Origin of the sequence: Williamsia soli, assembly GCF_017377795.1 — a bacterium.
GTDB classification, from domain to species: Bacteria; Actinomycetota; Actinomycetes; order Mycobacteriales; family Mycobacteriaceae; genus Williamsia; species Williamsia soli.
The window spans coordinates 853,413-872,755 of the sequence record NZ_JAFRDR010000001.1; the positions used below are offsets into that span (position 1 = coordinate 853,413).

Sequence of the window (19,343 nt, forward strand, 5' to 3'; positions counted from 1 at the left end):
ACAAATCAGACAGGGCTGTGACCTGCGGGGCTGTGCTGCTGTGCTGGTCTGGCTCGCTCCGCTCGCGGGCAGCTCGGCCCTTCAGCGCGCGCTCTTCCTTCGTCGACTCAGTCGCTGCGCTCCCTCGCTCAGACCTTCCGCCGACCGTGCCGATAACGACGTCGACCGTGCCGATAACGCCGCCGACCGTGCCGAAGATGACGGTGCGAAACGGCCCTCAGACCAGGAGGCGGGTCCTCAGGCGCTCGAGATCTTCCTCGGTCACTCCGCAGGCGGCCAGGTAGTCCTCGAGCGACCCGTACTTCTCGAGCATCGCTCGTTGCGCGGAGGCCAGATATACGTCATTGACCCCGAGCAGGTCGTCCGAGATCTCGATGGGCTCGCCGCCGGGCTGACCATAGATCTTCTGCATATGGGCGCGCAGAGGCCCGATGCTCGCGTTGCTTCTCAAGTAGTCCTGCAAGACCTCGTCCTGGGTCACGCCCAGGGCGCCGAGCACCACGGCGACCACCCAGCCGGTCCGATCCTTCCCGGCGGCGCAGTGGACGAGCACGCGCCGATCAGGGTCGCCGAGCAGTCTGACGACCTGTTCGATGCAGTTCATCGCTCCTGGCAGCGTCGGCATCGTCGCGTACACCTCGGACAGGTACCTGGTGCGGTTCGCCATGTACTCCTCCCGAGAGATTTCGTGTGGAGCCTTACCGTCCGGGCGCAGGTCGAAGGGCAAGACGTGAACCTCGATGCCACCCGGCACCTTGTCCGAACCACTGCGCTCGATCTCGGCGTGGTCCCGAACATCGAAGACGTCGGTCACGCCGAGGTTGACGAGAGCTTGCTTGCCGGTGTCGTCCAGGGAACTCAGTTCTGAACTCCTGAAGAGGAAACCTGAAGCGACGCAACGCCCTTCGGTTGTCTTCAGGTCGGATACATCACGGAAGTTCCAGGCGCCGGACAGCATGGCGGTCAGTGTATGTGGTCACGGGCGCAGCCGCCGGGGTCGGCCTGTGGAAAACTATTGCCTCATGAGCAACGGAACCCTGATCCTGATGCGGCACGGCGAGAGCGCATGGAACGCGTCCAACCAGTTCACCGGCTGGGTCGACGTTGCGCTCACCGACAAGGGCAGGGCCGAGGCCGTGCGGGCCGGCGAGCTGCTCGTCGAGCACGACGTTCTGCCCGACGTCCTCTACACATCGCTGCTGCGGCGCGCGATCACCACCGCCGAGATCGCGCTGAACGCCGCCGATCGGCACTGGATCCCGGTGGTCCGCGACTGGCGACTCAACGAGCGCCACTACGGCGCGCTGCAGGGTCTGAACAAGGCGGAGACCAAAGAGAAGTTCGGTGACGAGCAGTTCATGCTGTGGCGCCGCAGCTACGACACCCCGCCGCCCCCGATCGAAAAGGGTGCCGAGTACAGCCAGGACGCCGACGTCCGCTACGCCGACCTGCCCGAGGTCCCGCTGACCGAATGCCTCAAAGACGTTGTGGTCCGACTCATCCCGTACTTCGAGGACGCCATTGCCGCGGATCTCAGGGCAGGCAAGACGGTGCTCGTCGCCGCGCACGGCAACTCACTGCGCGCGCTGGTGAAGTACCTCGACGGCATCTCCGACGACGACATCGCCGGCCTGAACATCCCGACCGGCAATCCGCTGCGGTATGACCTCGACGAGAACCTGAAGCCGCTGAATCCGGGTGGAGATTACCTCGACCCCGAGGCCGCCAAGGCGGGTGCAGCCGCCGTCGCCGCTCAGGGCGGCAAATAGTTCGAAATCACGCGCCCAAGAGGGCCTAAACGACGGAATCCGCAGCGCTCGCAGCAACCACTGCTGGTCGCCGCAGGTGAGGTCTACCCTGGTTCCATGGCGGGAGAAAACACATCTGGGACCGGGACCGACACGCGGGATTCCACGATTCGGGTGAGCCATTCACTCGCGCAGGAACGGTACGAGATATTTGTCGGCGACGATTACGTCGGGTATCTCGACTATGTCAGCGAACCCGAACAGGTGCTGCTGACCCACACCGTGGTGCACAGCCAGTTCACCGGCCACGGATATGCCGCTCACCTGGTCAAATACGTGCTTGACGACATCGCGCAATCGGGCAAGCAGGTCGTGCCACTGTGCTCCTATGTCGGGTATTTCATCGACAAGAACCCCGAATACGCGGGTATGGCCACCGAAGTGACCCGCTGAGCGACATCGAAAACGGTCACGGTTCGAAACGAATGCGCCACCGGGGCCATTCTGGCGACAATCGGGTGAACAACGTCCCAACTCTGGCGCGCTGACTTGTTACCGGCACCCGATGCCGAGCATTCTGCATAGGTGTCATGTTCAGCTGCCCGTAAGATTTGTCTGTGACCGCATTTGTTGTCGCGGGTGTGGCGTTGCTGGCGCTACTGATCGGCGCGACGGCCGGATGGTTCGTCGGCCGTCGCAGAGACCTGTCTGAAACGTTCGAAGCGGCCGAGATCGTCGCGCCGGCGGTCCCAACAGTTCTGCAGGCGACACCGCCGCCCCAGGCCGCCACCCGCATGACGCGCGCGATGCTGCTCGACCTCATCGTCGAAGGCGGCGAAACCGGCGTCGCGGTGGTCGACGACGTACGCGACGTCGTCTTCTACAACGAGCGGGCCGTCCACCTGGGGATGGTCCACGATCACCTGCTCGACGATTCTGTCTGGGACCATGCCCGCTGCGCCCTGGAGAGCGGCGACAACGGCCGGTTCACGTTCGTGCCGCCGCAGGGCACGGGCGCCTTCGTGTCGACCGGTCGCGCGCCGGGTCGCAAGATCCAATCGGTGTCCTGCCTGTCCGAGCTGATCGCCGACGGGGACGAGAGCTATGCGGTGATCTACGGGCAGGACGACTCCGAGCACATCCGCGTCGAAGAGACCCGCCGCGACTTCGTCGCCAACGTCTCCCATGAGCTGAAGACCCCCGTCGCCGCGATCGGGCTACTGGCCGAGGCGCTGATGGAGTCGTCCGACGACCCGTACTCGGTGGAGCACTTCGGTGAGCGGGTCCGGATCGAGGCGATGCGCCTGGGCAACATGGTGTCGGAGCTGATCGCGCTGTCCCGCCTGCAGGGTGCCGAGCGACTGCCGGATCTCGAGGACGTGGAGGTCGACGTCCTGATCGACGAGGTGCTGGACCGGGCCCAGATCAACGCGGAGGCCGCGGGTATCAAACTCACCACCGACGACGACTCGGGCCTGCACGTCCACGGCGACCACACCCTGCTGCTGACAGCGCTGAACAACCTGGTGGCCAACGCGATCGCCTATTCACCCAGCGGGACGGCGGTGTCCATGAGCAGGCGGGTGATCAACGTCGACGGCCGGCCGATGGTGGCGATCGCCGTCACCGACCGCGGCATCGGCATCGCGCCCCAGCATCAGTTGCGGGTGTTCGAGCGTTTCTTCCGAATCGACAAGGCCCGCTCGCGCGCCACCGGCGGCACCGGCCTGGGACTGGCGATCGTCAAGCACGTCGCCAGTAACCACGGCGGTGCCATCGAACTGTGGAGCAAACCCGGAACCGGCTCCACCTTCACCCTCACCATCCCACTCGCCGCGGCGGCCCGACCGTCGGCCGCCGCAGCCAGAGAATCAGACAAGACCGCAATCGTGGTCCACGAAGAGAGAGAACTGAGCCGTTGACACATGTGCTGATCGTCGAGGACGAAGAATCCTTGGCCGACCCGCTCGCGTTCCTGCTTCGAAAAGAGGGTTTCGAGGCCACGATCGTCACCGACGGCAACTCGGCGCTGCCTGAGTTCGAGAGGGTGAGCCCGGACATCGTGCTGCTCGACCTGATGTTGCCCGGAGCCTCGGGTACGGAGGTGTGCAAAGCCATTCGGGCCCGTTCGTCGACCCCGGTGATCATGGTGACCGCGCGCGACAGCGAGATCGACAAGGTCGTCGGACTCGAACTGGGCGCCGACGACTATGTGACCAAACCCTATTCGGCTCGTGAGCTGATCGCCCGGATCCGGGCGGTGCTCCGCCGCGGTGGTGATGCAGGCGAAGCGATCGATCTCGACGGCGGGCTCATCGAGGCGGGTCCGGTGTCGATGGACGTCGAGCGCCACACGGTGTCTGCCAGCGGACAGTCGATCACGTTGCCGCTCAAAGAATTCGATCTCCTCGAATACCTCCTGCGCAACGCGGGGCGGGTGCTGACCCGGGGGCAGCTCATCGACCGGGTCTGGGGTGCCGACTACGTCGGGGACACCAAAACCCTTGACGTGCATGTGAAGCGGTTGCGGTCGAAGATCGAATCCGACCCCGGCAACCCCAAGCACCTGGTGACCGTGCGAGGACTCGGCTACAAGTTCGAGCCCTGAATCTCGCGATCGGGAGCCTCGCCCCCAACCGGGATCGGGGGCAGTAGCGCCTAGGCCTCTTCCGGGTGCTGGGTGTACTTGATGTCGCCCTCTTGACGTTTGGTGGCAGCGGCGGTCGCCGGGTGGATCGCGATGAGCCCGAGCCCCTGGCGACGTCGGCAGGCCTTCGCGAGTTCCTCGTAGGCGGGCTCGCCGAGCAGCGCGATCAACTCGGGCCGGTAGGACTCCCAGACCTGCTTCGCGCCGATGTGTGCGTCGGGGGATCCGGAGCAGTACCACTCGAGGTCGGCGCCGCCGGACCCCCAGCCGCGCCGGTCGAACTCGGTGATGGTGGTCTTGAGGACCTGCTCGCCGTCGGGCCGTTCGACCCACTGCTGCTCACGTCGCACCGGGAGCTGCCAGCACACCTCGGGTTTGACCTCGAGTGGCTCGATACCTTTGCGCAACGCCATCGAGTGCAGGGCGCAGCCCTGACCGCCGGCGAAACCCGGTCGGTTCAGGAAGATGCAGGCACCCTTGTGCTTGCGGGTCTTGAGCGCGAGCTCACCGTCGAGTTCGTCCTCCTCGAGGTATCCGCGCTTGCCCAATGGGTCTTTGCCCGAACCCTTTTCGTAGAATTGCCAATCATCCGGCGTCAGCATGGCCACGCCCTTGGCAAGGGTCTTGCGATCATCGGAGTCGGAGAGGTACGCCCCGTGACTGCAACAGCCGTCGTTCTCGCGGCCTTCGATGATGCCCTGGCAGGCAGGGGTGCCGAAGACACAGGTCCAGTGCGACAGCAACCAGGTCAGGTCGGCGTTGATGATGTGTTCCGGGTTTTCGGGGTCGGCGAACTCATACCACTCGCGCGGAAAGTCCAGAGGAACTTCCGGGGCCGGGTCGATTTTGGAGGCTGCGTGCACAATCACCAACGGTAGACGCACTAAGTTGTAACCCGTGCGTTTAGGAGTGCTTGATGTCGGCAGTAACACAGTCCACCTGTTGGTTGTCGATGCCCACCGGGGCGGTCACCCGACCCCGATGAGTTCGACGAAGTCGACACTGCGCCTGGCCGAGCAGATCGATGCCGATGGCCGGCTCTCGCAGCGCGGTGCGGATGGACTGATCGAATCGGTGGACGAGTTCACGAAGATCGCCTACACCTCGGGTTGCAAGCAGGTCATGGCGTTCGCCACCTCGGCGGTGCGCGACGCTGCGAACTGCGACGAGGTGCTCGAACGCGTCGCCGAGGCGACCGGGGTGCGGGTCGTCGTGCTCTCCGGGGTCGACGAGGCCCGCCTGACCTCGCTGGCGGTGCGCCGCTGGTACGGGTGGGGGTCTGGCCGGATCGTCGCCCTCGACATCGGTGGGGGCTCGCTGGAGCTGTCGAACGGCGTCGACGAGGAACCGGACGTCGCGCTGTCGCTGCCGCTGGGAGCGGGCAGGCTCACCAGGGAGTGGCTCACGGAGGACCCACCTGGCCGGCGGCGCGTTGCAGTACTGCGGGACTGGCTCGATGCCGAGCTCGCGGCGGGCGCCAAAGAACTCATCGCAGCGGGCTCCCCGGACCTGGCGGTGGGCACGTCCAAGACGTTCCGTTCGCTGGCGCGACTCACCGGCGCGGCCCCTTCCAGCGCAGGACCCCGAGTCAAGAGGACACTGACCATCAGTGGTTTGAGACAGCTGATCGCGTTCATCTCCCGGATGACTGCAGCGGATCGAGCCGAACTGGAGGGGGTGAGTGTGGACCGCGCAGGACAGCTGGTGGCGGGCGCACTCGTCGCGGAGGCGAGCATGCGCGCGCTGTCGATCGATACTTTGGAGATATGCCCATGGGCCCTACGCGAAGGTGTCATTCTGCGCAGACTGGATCTGGAATCCAGCGATACCGAGTTGCCGGCGGGCGAACGCTAAGGATGGTGAACTAACTCATGGCCAGAGGATCGGATCCCGATTCACGTCCCATCTCGGTTGCCGAGTTGCTGGCGCGCGCCAAAGAGGCCGGTGCAACGGACGTCGTCGACGCTGCGGCCAACTCCCCGGCAGCCACCGGCCGCCGCCATCGCGGTGGCAAGGACGGCATCTCTGTTGCCGAGCTGACCGGCGAGATCCCGCGCATCGCCGAGCCCAGGACACCGCCGCCCACCCGTGACTTCAACTCAGCTGACGTCTCCGAGCGTGCCGGATCCCCGGCGCCCAAGGCGGATGCCGCCGAGACGAAGCCCGCCCCCGCGGTGACGGCTGACTCGGCAGAGCAGAACCAGACCCCGGCACCCGGGCGGGACGCGGAGCAGGAGCGTGCCGAACCGCAGGTGACGACGCCATCCGCCACTGAGGTCGGCGATCAGCCCTCGGACTCCGAGACCACAAGTGTCATCTCGTCGGTACAGGCGTATTCGGAGGTCGACGACGAGAACCCGAATCGCGACCGCCAGGACGATCATCGGGTGCTCAGTGCCGCCGAGCGGGAACGGGAGTTCGAGGCGTACCGCAACTTCGAGGACGTCGACGACGTCGCGCCGGCGCCCGGTGAGCCGAAGAAGAAACGCGGGATCCTGGGGTTCGGGCGTAAGAAGGCAGCCCCTGCGCCGCCGGTCCCCGCACCCGCGGAGCCCGCGCCGAAGTACCCGGACGAGACCGATCATGAAGTGACGCAGCTCATCCCGACGGTGACGGACTCTGCGCCACCCACGGATTCCGCGTCACCGACCACCAGCCAAGGCTCTGCGGAGCACGGCCCGACGACGCCGGCTCCGGTCGAGGTGCCCGAGCGGGCTCCGTCGACCCCGCCCGGGGTCGCGCAGGCCGATACGGGCAGATACCTGCGTTTCGACGTCGACGAGGACGCGTCGTCCCGCGTCGACATCACGAAGCGTGCGAGCGCTGATGGACCGGAATCCGGATCGGCACAGGCGGATGCCCGTGGATTCGGGGCGTTTGCGAGCGCGACCCCAGCCGCGGCACACCCGGCCCCCGAGGCCCCGGCCGAAGGGTCGTTGTCGGCAGACACTTCGGCCGACGCTGCGAACTCCGGCGGCGATCCGGTGCGGACCCGGCTGACCGGTTCCGCCGCCGCACAGGACCACCCGCCCGTCGGTGACCTCGCCCACGAGGACGCGGCGCCCGAGGAATCCGCGGACAAGTCACCGTCGATCCAGTGGCTGTTGCTCATCGGCCAGGTGCTGGCCGGATTGGCCGTCGGCGTCGCGCTCTTCTGGGGCTTCACCGAATTGTGGCGTTGGAATGTGTATTTCGCACTGATCCTCGCGGTCGCGGTGATCTTCGGGTTGGTCACCCTGGTGCATGTCGTGCGGCGCAGCCAGGACCTGATCAGCACCCTGCTGGCATTGGGTGTCGGCTTGCTCGTGACGATCGGTCCGCTGGTGCTGCTGCTCGTCGCCGGAGACTGAGGAGTCGGTGTCCGAACAGAGTCCCGACGACTCCGCGGCGACGTCGCAGGATCGGTCGCTTCGCGGTGAGATAGCAGTCGGGTTGTCGACGGCATCGGTCTACCCGCAGAACACCGAGGCGGCCTTTCAGTACGCCAACGAACTCGGCTATGACGGCGTCGAATTGATGGTCTGGGCAGAGCCGGTCAGCCAGGACATCGATCGGGTCGCGATGCTGTCGGACCGTTACCACCTTCCTGTCCTGTCGGTGCACGCACCGTGTCTGCTGATCTCGCAGGGGATATGGGGGCGCGACCCCATCGCGAAACTGGCGCGGGCGGTGACCGCTGCCGAGGATCTGGGCGCGGACACGGTGGTCGTTCATCCGCCATTTCGGTGGCAGCGCAGGTACGCGCGTGAGTTCTCGGTGCTCGTCGCGACCCTGGAAGAGGACTCCGACGTCGCGGTGGCCGTGGAGAACATGTTCCCTATCCGCACCGACCGGTTCTTCGGGAAGTACGAGGGTGCGGCCGACCGGATGCGCAAGCGCGGCGGACCCGGGGCCGCGGTATCGGCGTACGCCACCTCGTTCGACCCCACCGACGACGGGTATGCCCACTACACCCTCGACATCTCGCATGCTGCGACCTCCGGCGTCGACGTGCTCGCGATGCTCGACCGGATGGGCGCCGGACTGAGTCACCTGCACCTGACCGACGGGTCGGGGGCGGCCGTCGACGAACATCTGGTCCCCGGTGATGGGTCGCAGCCGTGTGTGCAAGTGTGTAACCGTCTCGCCGACAGTGATTTCTCTGGTTCGGTTGTGCTGGAAGTCAGCAGCAGCGCGGTCAAAACCAAAGCTGAAAGACTCGAAATCCTTTCCCGCTCATTGGATTTTGCACGTACACACCTAGAGCGGCCTTGACTTACAGGAGCACCGGAAACTTGTCTGCGCCCACTCTCGACCAACTCAACACGCTGCGGACCGACGGTCCCAGTGGTCCCGATCACATCGAATACACCGCTGTGATCGACCCTGTGTTCACCATCGGGCCGAAGGTTCACGGTGGGACCACCCAGATGCTCTCCGCGAAGGCGGCGTTGGCAGGTTTCGTCGCCACAGCCCCCGAGGGCGCACCCCCCGCCACCGGCCTCGCACCGGTGGCGATCTCCACCAACTACCTCGGCGCCCCTGACCCGGCCGAGATCACCCTCAAGGTGTGGGTCCGCAAGCGCGGCCGGACCGTGTCACTGGTCGACGTCGAAGTGCACCAGAACGGTCGTAACCTGATCCACTCGACCGTGACCATCGGCACCCTCGACACAGACGGTCACTTCTCGGCGCCCACCCCGTTGACGGCGCTGCCGATCGAACCCCCGGACGACGTGATCTGGGTCGACCAGAGCCCCATGGGCGACGTCATGCACCTGTCGGCATCGATCGACGTGGCGATCGAGGCCGACTCGCTCGCCTTCATCAAGGGGGAGAAGGCCGACCCGGTGTTCCGGATGTGGGCTCGCCCGAAGGAGGGCGTGACCGATGAGCTGTTCGCGGTCCTGAGCGGCGATCTCAGCGCCCCGGTCGTGATGAACCTGCACCTGTTCGGCTGGGCGCCGACCGTTCAGCTGACGACGTATCTGCGGCGCTTGCCCGCGCCGGGATGGCTCCGTATCCAGGCTTCCAGTACCGAGGTCGGGCACGGGTGGTTCGAAGAAGATCATCTCGTCATCGACTCCGCGGGCGACGTGATCGTGCAAACCCGGCAGCTCGCTCTCATACCGGCGTCGGGCTGACAAGCACCCGCCGGCATCCCGGCGGGCTGACGACCTCCCCTTGTGAATGACCCGTCCAGAAACGAGAAAGTGAACTCATGACCCAGCGAATCGCAATCATCGGCGGTGGAAACATCGGGGAGGCATTGCTCGCCGGCCTGATCGGATCCGGCAAACCGACCAAGGACCTGGTGATCGCGGAGAAGTCGCCGAGCCGAGGCAAGGAGCTCGCCGAGGAGTACGGCGTCCGGGTGACCGACATACCCGACGCCGTCGAGGGCGCCAACATCGTCGTGTTGGCCATCAAGCCGGGCGACGTGGACGCGGTGCTGGCGGTGATCGCCGACGTCGAGGATGTCGGTGAGGTCGAGCGCCTGACGGTCACCCTCGTCAGCGGACTGCCCACCGCCAAATACGAGAACACGCTGCCCGCAGGTGCGCCCGTGGTACGGGTGATGCCGAACACGCCCATGCTCGTGGGAGAGGCGATGAGCGGTGTCACGGCCGGACGTTATGCGACCGAGGAACACGTCGCGACGGTGGTCACGCTGCTCGAGACGGTCGGCAAGGTTGTCGTCGTGCCCGAAAAGCAGATCGATGCGATCACCGCGCTGTCCGGGTCAGGACCGGCATACCTGTTCCTGGTGGCCGAGGCGATGATCGACGCCGGGGTCTCACTCGGGCTCACGCGTGCGCTCGCCACCGAGTTGGCAGCGCAGACCGTGCGCGGTGCTGGTGTTCTGCTGACCGACTCGGGACTGTCGCCGGTCGACCTGCGGGCTGCGGTCACCTCGCCTGCCGGGACGACCGCCGCAGCGCTGCTGGAGATGGAAAAGCACGGCGTGCGGCACGCGGTCGCCGAAGGTGTTCGCGCGAGCGCGGCCAAGAGTGAGGCGATCGGGCGAGTGGTGTTGTCGGGGATCGAGTCGTCCTAGGCCTCGGCCGACCTCTGGTCGGCCACTCGTCCACCCGTTTTCGCGCCGTCCCCCTGTCGTAGCCGGTGGGTGGCGCAAAAACGGGTGGGGCAGTGCAGTCCGTGGATGTCGCGCCACCATCCGCCATCACCCACCCGTTTTGGTACCGCCCACCGGTTGTAGCCGGTGGATGGCGCAAAAACGGGTGGGCGGACGGCGCGGGTGGGCCTGATTTCGCCAAGAAATCCGAATCAGTTGCCCACTCACGTCGCTTTAACCCCACCCGCCACGCTAAGCTTCGCTGAGCACGTGCGTGTCTGGAGTCCGCCGGAGGGGAAGCCGAGCGGCCGCGACGCGTGCCCCGGAGGTATGGAATTTTCATGGCATCTGCAAGTAAGCCAGGTGACAACGCCGGTGGTGGAACTCAGTTCCTGACCGTCGCAGAGGTCGCATCCCTGATGCGCGTCTCGAAGATGACCGTGTACCGCTTGGTGCACAATGGAGAACTGCCCGCAGTACGCGTGGGTCGGTCCTTCCGCGTGCACGCCAAGGCAGTGCACGACTATCTCGAGACGTCCTACTTCGACGCCGGATAGAAATCCCGACTGACAAACTCAGAATCGCCTCCGAGTTCGGCATGTCGACCGCACCACGCGGTCGATTGATCGAGCGGGCGATTTCGTCACCGGTGCGCCGGGCGGTAAGGTTTGCAGTCGACCCGTTCGCCGGTGCTCTGGCGCGCGAAGTAAGTGAGCCAGCCTGTGTGGACGGCCAAAACCTGTAGGACCATCCGGTCAGATCGTGAGGAAGTTCCCAGATGGGTTCAGTGATCAAGAAGCGCCGCAAGCGCATGTCGAAGAAGAAGCACCGCAAGTTGCTGCGTCGCACGCGAGTGCAGCGCAGGAAACTCGGTAAGTGAGTTTTCTTTCCTCAGAACCCGCCGCTTGTCGGCGGGTTTTGTTTTGTCAGGACGCGGGTTTGAATTGGTGGAACCCGAATCCCCGTCTCACTGGGTGAACCGGGGATCGAGTCCGTACGCTGGTCGCCATGGTCGATGGTGAGGGAGTGGTGCAGCAGGCGCCACGGGTGGTTCTGGTCACCGGCGCGTCGACGTTCCTCGGTGGGTATCTGACCACGAGGCTCGCCCAGAACCCTGCCGTCGAGCGGGTGATCGCGGTGGATTCGCTGGCCCCCTCGAAGGACATGCTGCGGCGGTTCGGCCGCGCCGAGTTCCTCCGCGTCGACATACGCAGGCCCACCATTGCGAAGGTGATCGACCAGGCGGGCGTCGACACGGTCGTCCATGCCGCGACATCGGTGATGGACACGGTCGGACATTCGCCCGCGATCAAAGAGTTCAATGTCATCGGGACGATGCAGCTGTGTGCCGCATGTCAGCGCAGCCCGACCGTCAAACGATTCGTGATGCGCTCGACCGGCATGGTCTACGGTGCGAGCTCGGCGGATCCCGCGCACTTCTCGGAGAACACCTCCGCGCGCCGGGAGCCTACCGGCGGGTATGCCCGGGACCTGATCGACGTCGAGGGCTATGCGCGTGGTCTCGGACGTCGCCGCCAGGACATGGCCGTCACCATCCTGCGTCTGACCGCGATGCTCGGTCCGCAGATCTCGAGCCGGATGAGCAAGTACTTCTCGTCGACGATCATCCCCGTCGCCATCGGGCACGAGCCGAGACTGCAGTTCCTGCACGAGGAGGACGCCCTGTCGGTGCTCGAACATGCGACGCTCGCCGGCCGGTCCGGCATCTTCAACGTCGCGGGTGACGGGGTGCTGACGCTAAGCCAGGCAGTGCGCCGTGCCGGGCGGATCGCGCTGCCGGTGCCGTCGTCGATGCTGGGCACGGTCGCCGGGGTCTATCGCGGAATGCGCGTGAGCACGATGCAGCTCGATCAGATCGACTACCTGACGTTCGGGCGCGTGCTGGACACCACTCGGATGCGCACCGAACTCGGTTTCCGCCCGAGGTACACGAGCATGGAGACGTTCGACGACTTCCTTACTCGAAAACCCTTGGCGCCGGTCGTCTCTCCGGCGGCGTGGCGCCGGGTGGAGGATTGGACGAGGCAGGCCGCGAAACAGCTGACATGAGAAAATGACCGTCAAGATCTAATTTTGAGGGTGCCGAGTGACGAAGAGGTCACCGGGGCGGGGACAATCAGGATGCGAGTGCGCGAGAAGCATCACGAGCGGGGAGTCAGGCTTCGGCTTGAGGGAGGTGTGCGCGGTGCCTAATCGGGACCAGACGTCCGATGCACGGACAGCGAAAGTGATCCAGCTCTATTCGAGTTCGCCGGGTCCGGATGGTCAGCCGCGTCGCAGACATCCTTCGCAAGGCTATGGGCCCCAGGCGAGGTCGGCGGCGGCTCAGCAGAATCCGGTCGGGCATCCGAACACCGATGATTTCGACCAGGCAGCGGTCACCCCGATCAGCGACGACGTCCGCGCCCAGATCGAGGCCGGCCGGTACGCCGAGGCGGCCAAGACATCGTCGTCCTTCCTGAACCTCGACGGAGTGCGCCACGCGCTCGCGGACACCCTGACCGGCGCGGCCGGATACCTGCGGCAGCGCGTCACCGGCGACTACGAGGTCGACGACTTCGGCTTCGACCCGCACTTCACCGAATCGGTCTGGCTACCCGCGATGCGCGTGCTGTTCGACAAGTGGTTCCGCGTGGACGTGAGTGGGATCGAAAATCTCCCGCTGGAGGGTGGCGCGCTCCTCGTCGCCAACCATGCCGGCACGATCCCGATCGATGCCCTGATGACCTCGGTCGCGGTCCACGACTATCACCAGAATCGGCGCCACCTGCGTGTGCTCGCCGCCGACCTGGCCTTCGACACCCCTTTCATCAGCGAGGTCGCCCGACGTACGGGGTCGACCCTGGCCTGCACCGCCGACGCCCAGCGGCTGCTGCGCGGCGGAGAACTCACGGCTGTCTGGCCAGAAGGGTTCAAGGGCATCGGCAAGCTCTACAAAGACCGCTACAAGCTGCAGCGCTTCGGACGTGGTGGCTTCGTGACCACCGCGCTGCGGGCGGGGGTCCCGATCATCCCGGTCTCGATCGTGGGGTCCGAGGAGATCTATCCGATGCTCAACGACCTCAAGCCCATCGCGCGCCTGCTGGGACTGCCCTACATCCCCGTCACCCCGACGTTCCCCCTCCTCGGGCCGCTCGGCCTGGTGCCGTTGCCGTCGAAGTGGCAGATCCATTTCGGGACTCCGATCGCCACCGACCATTTCGACGAGCAGGCGGCCGACGATCCGATGGTTGTCTTCGACGTCACCGATCATGTGCGTGAGGAGATCCAGCAGACCCTGTTCCGGATGCTCAGTCGCCGCTCCAGCGTCTACTTCGGCTGACCGGGACCCACTGGCATGAGCGCTGTCATCGAGGAGGTGGACAGGCGACTGATGCCGTGGCGTCAGGAGCTCGGCGCCGACTGGGACGCCTATCGCAATCACGTCCGGCGCGTGCTGGCCTTTTGCGACGAGTTGCACGCGATCTCGTTCCGCGCACCGCATACCCCGGTCCCCAGTACCACCGAGGAGTTTCTGACTGCCGCGGCCTTCCACGACCTCGGGATCTGGTCGGCGGGTGCCTTCGACTACGTGCCACCGTCGGTGGAGCTGGCGCGGCAGTGGTTGCGTGAGCAGGACCGGGGAGACCTGAGAACCCTTGTCACCGAAATGATCTCGGATCATCACAAGGTGCGCAGGGCGGGTCCGCCGGCATCGCCCATCGAGGTGTTCCGGCGCGCCGACACGATGGACGTCAGCTTCGGTCTCGTGCGCTTCGGGGTCACGCGGCAGCGATATTCGGCGGTCTCGAAGCAACTGCCCGACAACGGTTTTCACCGCAGACTCGTCAGTCTGACCATCCGGCGCACCCGCGAACACCCCACCTCGCCGCTGCCGATGTTCAAGTGGTGACCTGACCCCCGGAATTGGTGGGTTCTGGCGGTTCCCACCTGGGGAAACGCTCGCCACAACCCACCAAGATGGGGGAGTGCTGGCGTCAGCGGCGGAGGTGTTTGACGGCTGCAGCGGCGCCACCGCCTGCGGCGCCGAGTAGCACCGCCGTCGGGACGCCGATCCTCGCGGCCTTCCGTGCCGTCCGATAGTCCCGGACCTCCCAGCCGCGCACGCGCGCGACATCGCGTAGGTCGGTGTCGGGATTGATCGCGACGGCGGTGCCGACCAGCGACAGCATCGGGACGTCGTTGTGGGAGTCGGAGTAGGCGGTGCAGCGTTTGAGATTCAAGCCCTCACGGATCGCGAGTGATCGGACGGCGTGGGCCTTGCCGAGCCCGTGCAGGAGGTCGCCGACCAGTCGTCCGGTGAAAACCCCGTCGACGCTCTCGGCGACCGTGCCCAGAGCGCCGGTCAGCCCGAGCCGCTCGGCGATGGTCTGGGCCAGTTCCACGGGCGTGGCGGTGACGAGCCACACCTGTTGGCCGGCGTCGATGTGCATCTGGGCCAGTGCGGCGGTCCCTGGCCAGATCTTGTCGGCGATGAACTCGTCGTAGATCTCCTCGCCCACGCGGACCAGCTCCGCGGTGGAGCGGCCCGCGATGAACGAAAGGGCCTTCTCCCGGCCTTGCGCGACGTCTTCGGAGTTCTCGCGTCCGGTGATCCGGAACTTCGCCTGCGCCCAGACGAACTCCATGATGTCGCGGTAGCTGAAGTAGTCCCGCGCGGCCAGACCTCGGGCGAAGTGGATCATCGACGACCCCTGGACCAGGGTGTTGTCGACGTCGAAAAAGGCGGCAGCGGTGAGGTCGGGCGGTACGACGGTGGGGCGGCCGGGTTCGTCCACGTCGGCATCGCCCTGGTCCAGGCGCGGATCGATGAGGGTGTCGCCGCCACCGGGCAGCGCACGCTCCCGGAGTTTCGCGTAGGCGGCGTGGGCGCTGGCCTCACCCGCAAGTGACTGACGGAGTTCCCCCGCGGACTGACGGAACCTGCCGACACGGCTGGTCAGGGGCGACAGTGGGCCGGATGCGGTCGCGGGCCGGGCTTCGGCTTCCTCGGCGTCGGCTTCCTCGTCGTCGAGGTCGTCGCCGTCGAGGTCGTCATCATCTGGGGCGTCGTCATCGGGGGAATCGTCGTCGACGAGATCGTCATCGTCGAGCGCAGGATCAAACTGGTCTTCGGGTTCGTCGAGGCGGGATCGGTCTGCGTCACCGGCGTTGTCGTCGCCCGGAGTATTTGTCACTCGCATCGCCTCCTGTGGGTCTCGTTCAGCGTAGTCGGTGCCCGGGCGATGATCGGAGGTCCCGCCGCGCGTGCGCCTGTGAGTCCCGCGGAGCGTGCCTGGCACCCACGTGGAGCGTGCCCGGCACCCACGCGGAGCGTGCCCGGCACCCACGCGGAGCGTGCCTGGCACACTGGGAGGGTGATGATCACGTTGCTCACCAGGGCGGGGTGTACCGCCTGCGCGCGGGCCCGCGCCGACCTCGACCCGCTCATCGCCGACTTCGCGGTCGAGTTCGAGGAAATCGACGTCGATGCCATCGCCGACACCGACCCGGGCGTGCGCGCCGAGTTCGGTGACCGGTTGCCGGTCATTCTCCTCGACGGTCGTGAGCACAGCTATTGGGATGTGGATATCCCCAGGTTGCGAGCCGATTTGCAGGCGTCATCTGGACAGTAGTCCAGACGGTTGATCAATTATCGGGGGGCCGAGTTTGTGAATCGATTCACAAGCGGTAACGTGATAGCGCGAGTCAGTGCGTTCGCGGTGCTTTTCGCAAGCATCATGCCTGCTCCGCGACCCGCAGAAACCGGGGTCCGCAGAGCCGCGGACGGTGGCGCCCAATGAGGAAGACGGTCGGCATGGGGAAGAGTCCTGCAGATGCGGGAGACAAGGGGAACGCGGGTTCGGCCGGTGGCCCACAACCCGACATCCCGAGCGCTGCCGTTGCCCGGCTCGCCACCTACCTGCACGTGTTGCGTTCGATGAGCGAGACCGGCGCCATGGTCGTCTCGTCCGGACAACTCGCAGCGGCCGCAGGGGTGAACTCCGCAATACTTCGAAAAGACCTCTCCCACGTCGGTTCGGGTGGAGTGCGCGGCGTCGGATACGACGTCAGTCGCCTCGTCGCCCGCATCGCGTTGGCGCTCGGAGTCGAGCACAACCACAACGTGGTGCTCGCCGGCGCCGGCCATCTCGGCAAGGCCCTCATCAACCGCGTGGGTTTCGATCGTCGCGGTATCAAGATCGTCGCCATGGTCGAAGCCGACCCGCAGTTGGTCGGCACGTCCATCGCCGCGGCCGAAGGTGAACTCCGGGTCCGCGGCCTCGCCGAGATCCCGGCGATCTGTGCGGAACACCGCGTCGAGATCGCGGTGCTGGCGACATCGGACGAGCACGCCCAGATCACGTGCGACAGCTTCGTCGCCGCCGGTGTGCAGCAGATCCTCAATTTCACGTGCGTGGCACCCCGGGTGCCCGAGCACGTCTACGTCAGGCCAGTCGACTTCGCTCTGGAGTTGCAGGTGATGGCGTTCAACGCAGCGCGCAGGCATAGCGCGGAAGCTCAAGTTGTGCAGCGTAATTCGACCCCAGGTGGTCGGACGCAATCGAAACAAAGGTCGGTGGGCGTGTGAGTATCTTCCTGTTCGGCATCTCGCACCGCAGCGCGCCGGTGCCGATACTCGAGCGGCTCGCCGTCACCGACACCGATCGTCCGAAGCTGATCGAGGATCTGCTCGACAGTCCGCAGATCAGCGAGGCGATGATCGTCTCCACCTGCAACCGCGTCGAGGTCTACGCCGTGGTCGACGCCTTCCACCCCGCGCTCGAGGCGGTGGGCGAGGTGATGGGCAGGCATTCGGGCATGACGGTCAACGAGATGACCAAGTACGCCTATGTCCGGTACTCCGAGGCCGTGGTGGAGCATCTGTTCTCGGTCGCCGCAGGCCTGGACTCGATGGTTGTCGGCGAACAGCAGATCCTGGGCCAGATCCGGTCGTCGTATGCCAGCGCTGATGCCAACCGCTCTGCTGGCCGGGTGCTGCACGAGTTGGCTCAGCAGGCGCTGCGGGTGGGCAAGCGGGTCCACAGCGAGACCGGTCTCGACCGCGCGGGCGCCTCGGTGGTGTCGGTGTCCCTCGAGCGCGCCAAGGGCGTCCTCGGCGGTGAGATCGGTTCGGCCGTCGTGTTCGGTGCGGGCGCCATGGGCGGACTCGCTGCCGCGCACCTCGCCAGGGCAGGTGTCACCGACCTCAGGGTGGTGAACCGGACGTTCGAGAAGGCGCAGCACCTCGCGGCCAATGTCACCAAGAATCACGGCGTGAACGCCCGCGCGGTCGAGATGGACGACCTGACGGACGCCCTCGCAGGCGCCGACGTCCTCGTCACCTGTACGGGCACCATCGGCACCGTGGTCGGCGTCGGCGAGGTGCATTCGGCACTCGCCCGGCGGACGGCCCCGGGCCCGCTGGTCATCTGCGACCTCGGGTTGCCTCGCAACGTCGATCCTGCGGCCGGGCGGTTGCCGGATGTGCACATCATCGACATCGAGGGTCTGCGCGGCGATGAGGGCACCAAGGCGGCCGACGCCGACGAGGTCGCGGCGCGCGACATCGTCCTGGCAGAGCTCGCCGATTACCTCACGCACCAGCGCCAGGCCGAGGTGACGCCCACCGTGACGGCGCTCCGGCAACGGGCGGCCGAGGTGGTGCAGGCCGAGATGCTGCGTCTGGAGAGCCGGCTCCCCGGTCTCGACGACCCCCAGCGCGACGAGGTCGCCAAGACCGTGCGGCGCGTCGTCGACAAGCTGCTGCACGCGCCGACCGTGCGCGTGAAACAACTCGCCAGCACCCCGCAGGGCGATCATTATGCCGAGGCCCTGCGCGAACTCTTCGAACTCAAACCCGGTGCGGCGGAATCGGTTTCTGCGCCCGAGGTCGGTCTCGGCGAGACCGACACCCATGGAAAGGCCCGGTAGCAGCAATTGAGTGAGTCCAGTCCGAATCCGATCCGGATCGGCACCCGTGGTTCTTTGCTGGCCACCACCCAGGCCGGCACCATCCGAGACGGTCTGATCGCGGCAGGCCATCCCGCTGAACTGGTCATCATCAAAACTGCCGGCGACCTGTCCGCGGCTCCGGTCCAGCAGATCGGGGTCGGTGTCTTCACGACCGCGATTCGCCAGGCGCTGACCAACCGCGAGGTCGACGTAGCGGTGCATTCGTACAAAGACCTGCCGACCGCACCCGAGCCAGGCCTCGAGATCGCCGCCATCCCGCCCCGTGAGGATCCACGCGACGCACTCGTCGCCGCGGGTGGAAAAGTGCTGGGTGAGCTGCTGCCGGGCGCCACGATCGGTACTTCCGCGCCGCGACGGGCAGCGCAGCTTAGAGCATTGGGTCTCGGTTTGGAAATCCGCCCCCTACGAGGCAACCTTGATTCTCGGTTGGGCAAAGTCGCCAGCGGGGAACTCGACGCGGTGGTAGTGGCCCGGGCCGGACTCGTACGAATCGGACGGACCGATGAGGTCACCGAAGCGTTGGATCCGGTTCAGATGCTACCGGCGCCTGCACAGGGCGCCTTGGCCGTGGAGTGCCGCGCAGACGATGCCCAACTGGTGAGCATTCTCGCCGAGTTGGACGATCCGTCCACCCGTGCGGCGATTGACGCCGAACGTGCGGTGCTTGCGGCCCTCGAGGCCGGATGCACGGCGCCGATCGGTGCTTTGGCCGAGGTGGTCGAGTCGATCGATGAGGACGGACGCGTTTTCACCGAGCTGTCGCTCCGCGCGACGGTCGTTGCCGAAGATGGTTCGGACGCGATCAAGGCCTCGGTGGTGGGTCCGACCGAACGAGCGACCGAACTCGGCCGAGAACTTGCCGCAGAACTGCTGGATCAGGGAGCAAAAGAGCTCCTCTAGAGCCAGCGGGCCGAGC

General features: G+C 66.1%; 20 protein-coding genes and 1 pseudogene. 18 read left to right on the plus strand and 3 right to left on the minus strand.

Features of this window, described 5'->3' with window-relative positions; all coding sequences use genetic code 11:
- Nucleotides 1-217: 217 nt before the first annotated feature.
- Nucleotides 218-958, minus strand: coding sequence for a tyrosine-protein phosphatase (locus tag J3S28_RS03810; RefSeq protein ID WP_207837703.1), 741 nt, complete (start codon nucleotides 956-958; stop codon nucleotides 218-220).
- A 64-nt stretch (nucleotides 959-1,022) separates the two neighbouring features.
- Between J3S28_RS03810 and J3S28_RS03815 the strand changes: the two genes are divergently transcribed.
- The 4 genes from J3S28_RS03815 to J3S28_RS03830 all read left to right on the plus strand — a co-directional run bounded on the left by J3S28_RS03815 (nucleotide 1,023) and on the right by J3S28_RS03830 (nucleotide 4,356).
- Entirely contained in the window at nucleotides 1,023-1,769 is a 747-nt protein-coding gene (locus J3S28_RS03815) for a phosphoglyceromutase (protein WP_207837706.1), read from the plus strand.
- A 96-nt stretch (nucleotides 1,770-1,865) separates the two neighbouring features.
- Nucleotides 1,866-2,201, plus strand: a complete 336-nt coding sequence (locus J3S28_RS03820) for a GNAT family N-acetyltransferase (protein ID WP_207837707.1) — start codon at nucleotides 1,866-1,868, stop codon at nucleotides 2,199-2,201.
- A gap of 164 nt (nucleotides 2,202-2,365) precedes the next feature.
- Entirely contained in the window at nucleotides 2,366-3,670 is a 1,305-nt protein-coding gene (locus J3S28_RS03825) for a sensor histidine kinase (RefSeq protein WP_307796806.1), read from the plus strand.
- The gene (locus J3S28_RS03830) at nucleotides 3,667-4,356 is read left to right on the plus strand and encodes a winged helix-turn-helix domain-containing protein (RefSeq protein WP_084893375.1); all 690 of its coding nucleotides are present in this window, start codon (nucleotides 3,667-3,669) and stop codon (nucleotides 4,354-4,356) included. The genes J3S28_RS03825 and J3S28_RS03830 overlap by 4 nt, the downstream gene beginning before the upstream one ends.
- Before the next feature lie 50 nt (nucleotides 4,357-4,406).
- Here J3S28_RS03830 and J3S28_RS03835 read toward each other — a convergent pair whose 3' ends face one another.
- On the minus strand, nucleotides 4,407-5,240 hold the full coding sequence (locus tag J3S28_RS03835; RefSeq protein WP_207838186.1) for a DUF3109 family protein: 834 nt from the start codon (nucleotides 5,238-5,240) through the stop codon (nucleotides 4,407-4,409).
- Between the two features lie 52 nt (nucleotides 5,241-5,292).
- Between J3S28_RS03835 and J3S28_RS03840 the strand changes: the two genes are divergently transcribed.
- From J3S28_RS03840 to J3S28_RS03885, 10 genes and pseudogenes are all read left to right on the plus strand, one after another.
- Nucleotides 5,293-6,249: a Ppx/GppA family phosphatase gene (locus tag J3S28_RS03840; protein WP_207837709.1), complete on the plus strand. Its 957-nt coding sequence runs from the start codon at nucleotides 5,293-5,295 to the stop codon at nucleotides 6,247-6,249.
- A gap of 17 nt (nucleotides 6,250-6,266) precedes the next feature.
- On the plus strand, nucleotides 6,267-7,745 hold the full coding sequence (locus J3S28_RS03845; RefSeq protein ID WP_207837710.1) for an Rv0497 family membrane protein: 1,479 nt from the start codon (nucleotides 6,267-6,269) through the stop codon (nucleotides 7,743-7,745).
- A gap of 7 nt (nucleotides 7,746-7,752) precedes the next feature.
- Complete coding sequence (locus J3S28_RS03850) at nucleotides 7,753-8,649, plus strand: sugar phosphate isomerase/epimerase family protein (RefSeq protein WP_207837712.1); 897 nt, start codon at nucleotides 7,753-7,755, stop codon at nucleotides 8,647-8,649.
- Between the two features lie 20 nt (nucleotides 8,650-8,669).
- Nucleotides 8,670-9,518, plus strand: coding sequence for a thioesterase family protein (locus J3S28_RS03855; RefSeq protein WP_207837714.1), 849 nt, complete (start codon nucleotides 8,670-8,672; stop codon nucleotides 9,516-9,518).
- Between the two features lie 68 nt (nucleotides 9,519-9,586).
- Nucleotides 9,587-10,432 (plus strand): annotated as a pseudogene (gene proC, locus J3S28_RS03860) (pyrroline-5-carboxylate reductase); the annotation flags it as partial.
- Between the two features lie 359 nt (nucleotides 10,433-10,791).
- Nucleotides 10,792-11,007 (plus strand): helix-turn-helix domain-containing protein, encoded by a 216-nt coding sequence (locus tag J3S28_RS03865; protein ID WP_084837273.1) that lies wholly within the window; start codon nucleotides 10,792-10,794, stop codon nucleotides 11,005-11,007.
- A 221-nt stretch (nucleotides 11,008-11,228) separates the two neighbouring features.
- Nucleotides 11,229-11,330: a 30S ribosomal protein bS22 gene (locus J3S28_RS03870; protein ID WP_003402602.1), complete on the plus strand. Its 102-nt coding sequence runs from the start codon at nucleotides 11,229-11,231 to the stop codon at nucleotides 11,328-11,330.
- Nucleotides 11,331-11,458: 128 nt separating this feature from the next.
- Nucleotides 11,459-12,520, plus strand: a complete 1,062-nt coding sequence (locus J3S28_RS03875; RefSeq protein WP_207837718.1) for an NAD-dependent epimerase/dehydratase family protein — start codon at nucleotides 11,459-11,461, stop codon at nucleotides 12,518-12,520.
- 136 nt (nucleotides 12,521-12,656) lie between these two features.
- Nucleotides 12,657-13,793 carry a lysophospholipid acyltransferase family protein gene (locus J3S28_RS03880; protein ID WP_307796808.1) on the plus strand — a complete coding sequence of 379 codons (1,137 nt, stop codon included), beginning with the start codon at nucleotides 12,657-12,659 and terminating at the stop codon, nucleotides 13,791-13,793.
- A gap of 15 nt (nucleotides 13,794-13,808) precedes the next feature.
- On the plus strand, nucleotides 13,809-14,363 hold the full coding sequence (locus J3S28_RS03885; protein ID WP_207837720.1) for a hypothetical protein: 555 nt from the start codon (nucleotides 13,809-13,811) through the stop codon (nucleotides 14,361-14,363).
- Nucleotides 14,364-14,448: 85 nt separating this feature from the next.
- Here J3S28_RS03885 and J3S28_RS03890 read toward each other — a convergent pair whose 3' ends face one another.
- Nucleotides 14,449-15,654, minus strand: a complete 1,206-nt coding sequence (locus J3S28_RS03890; RefSeq protein ID WP_207837722.1) for an HAD family hydrolase — start codon at nucleotides 15,652-15,654, stop codon at nucleotides 14,449-14,451.
- 177 nt (nucleotides 15,655-15,831) lie between these two features.
- On the opposite strand from J3S28_RS03890, the gene J3S28_RS03895 reads away from it, so the two are divergent.
- The 4 genes from J3S28_RS03895 to hemC all read left to right on the plus strand — a co-directional run bounded on the left by J3S28_RS03895 (nucleotide 15,832) and on the right by hemC (nucleotide 19,327).
- Nucleotides 15,832-16,086 carry a glutaredoxin family protein gene (locus J3S28_RS03895; RefSeq protein ID WP_207838192.1) on the plus strand — a complete coding sequence of 85 codons (255 nt, stop codon included), beginning with the start codon at nucleotides 15,832-15,834 and terminating at the stop codon, nucleotides 16,084-16,086.
- A gap of 164 nt (nucleotides 16,087-16,250) precedes the next feature.
- Entirely contained in the window at nucleotides 16,251-17,042 is a 792-nt protein-coding gene (locus J3S28_RS03900) for a redox-sensing transcriptional repressor Rex (RefSeq protein WP_237340943.1), read from the plus strand.
- Nucleotides 17,039-18,385, plus strand: a complete 1,347-nt coding sequence (locus J3S28_RS03905) for a glutamyl-tRNA reductase (protein WP_207837724.1) — start codon at nucleotides 17,039-17,041, stop codon at nucleotides 18,383-18,385. Before J3S28_RS03900 ends, J3S28_RS03905 begins: the two co-directional genes overlap by 4 nt.
- A 6-nt stretch (nucleotides 18,386-18,391) precedes the next feature.
- A complete protein-coding gene (hemC, locus tag J3S28_RS03910; protein ID WP_207837726.1) occupies nucleotides 18,392-19,327 on the plus strand; it encodes a hydroxymethylbilane synthase in 936 nt (311 codons plus the stop codon).
- Nucleotides 19,328-19,343 lie beyond the last annotated feature (16 nt).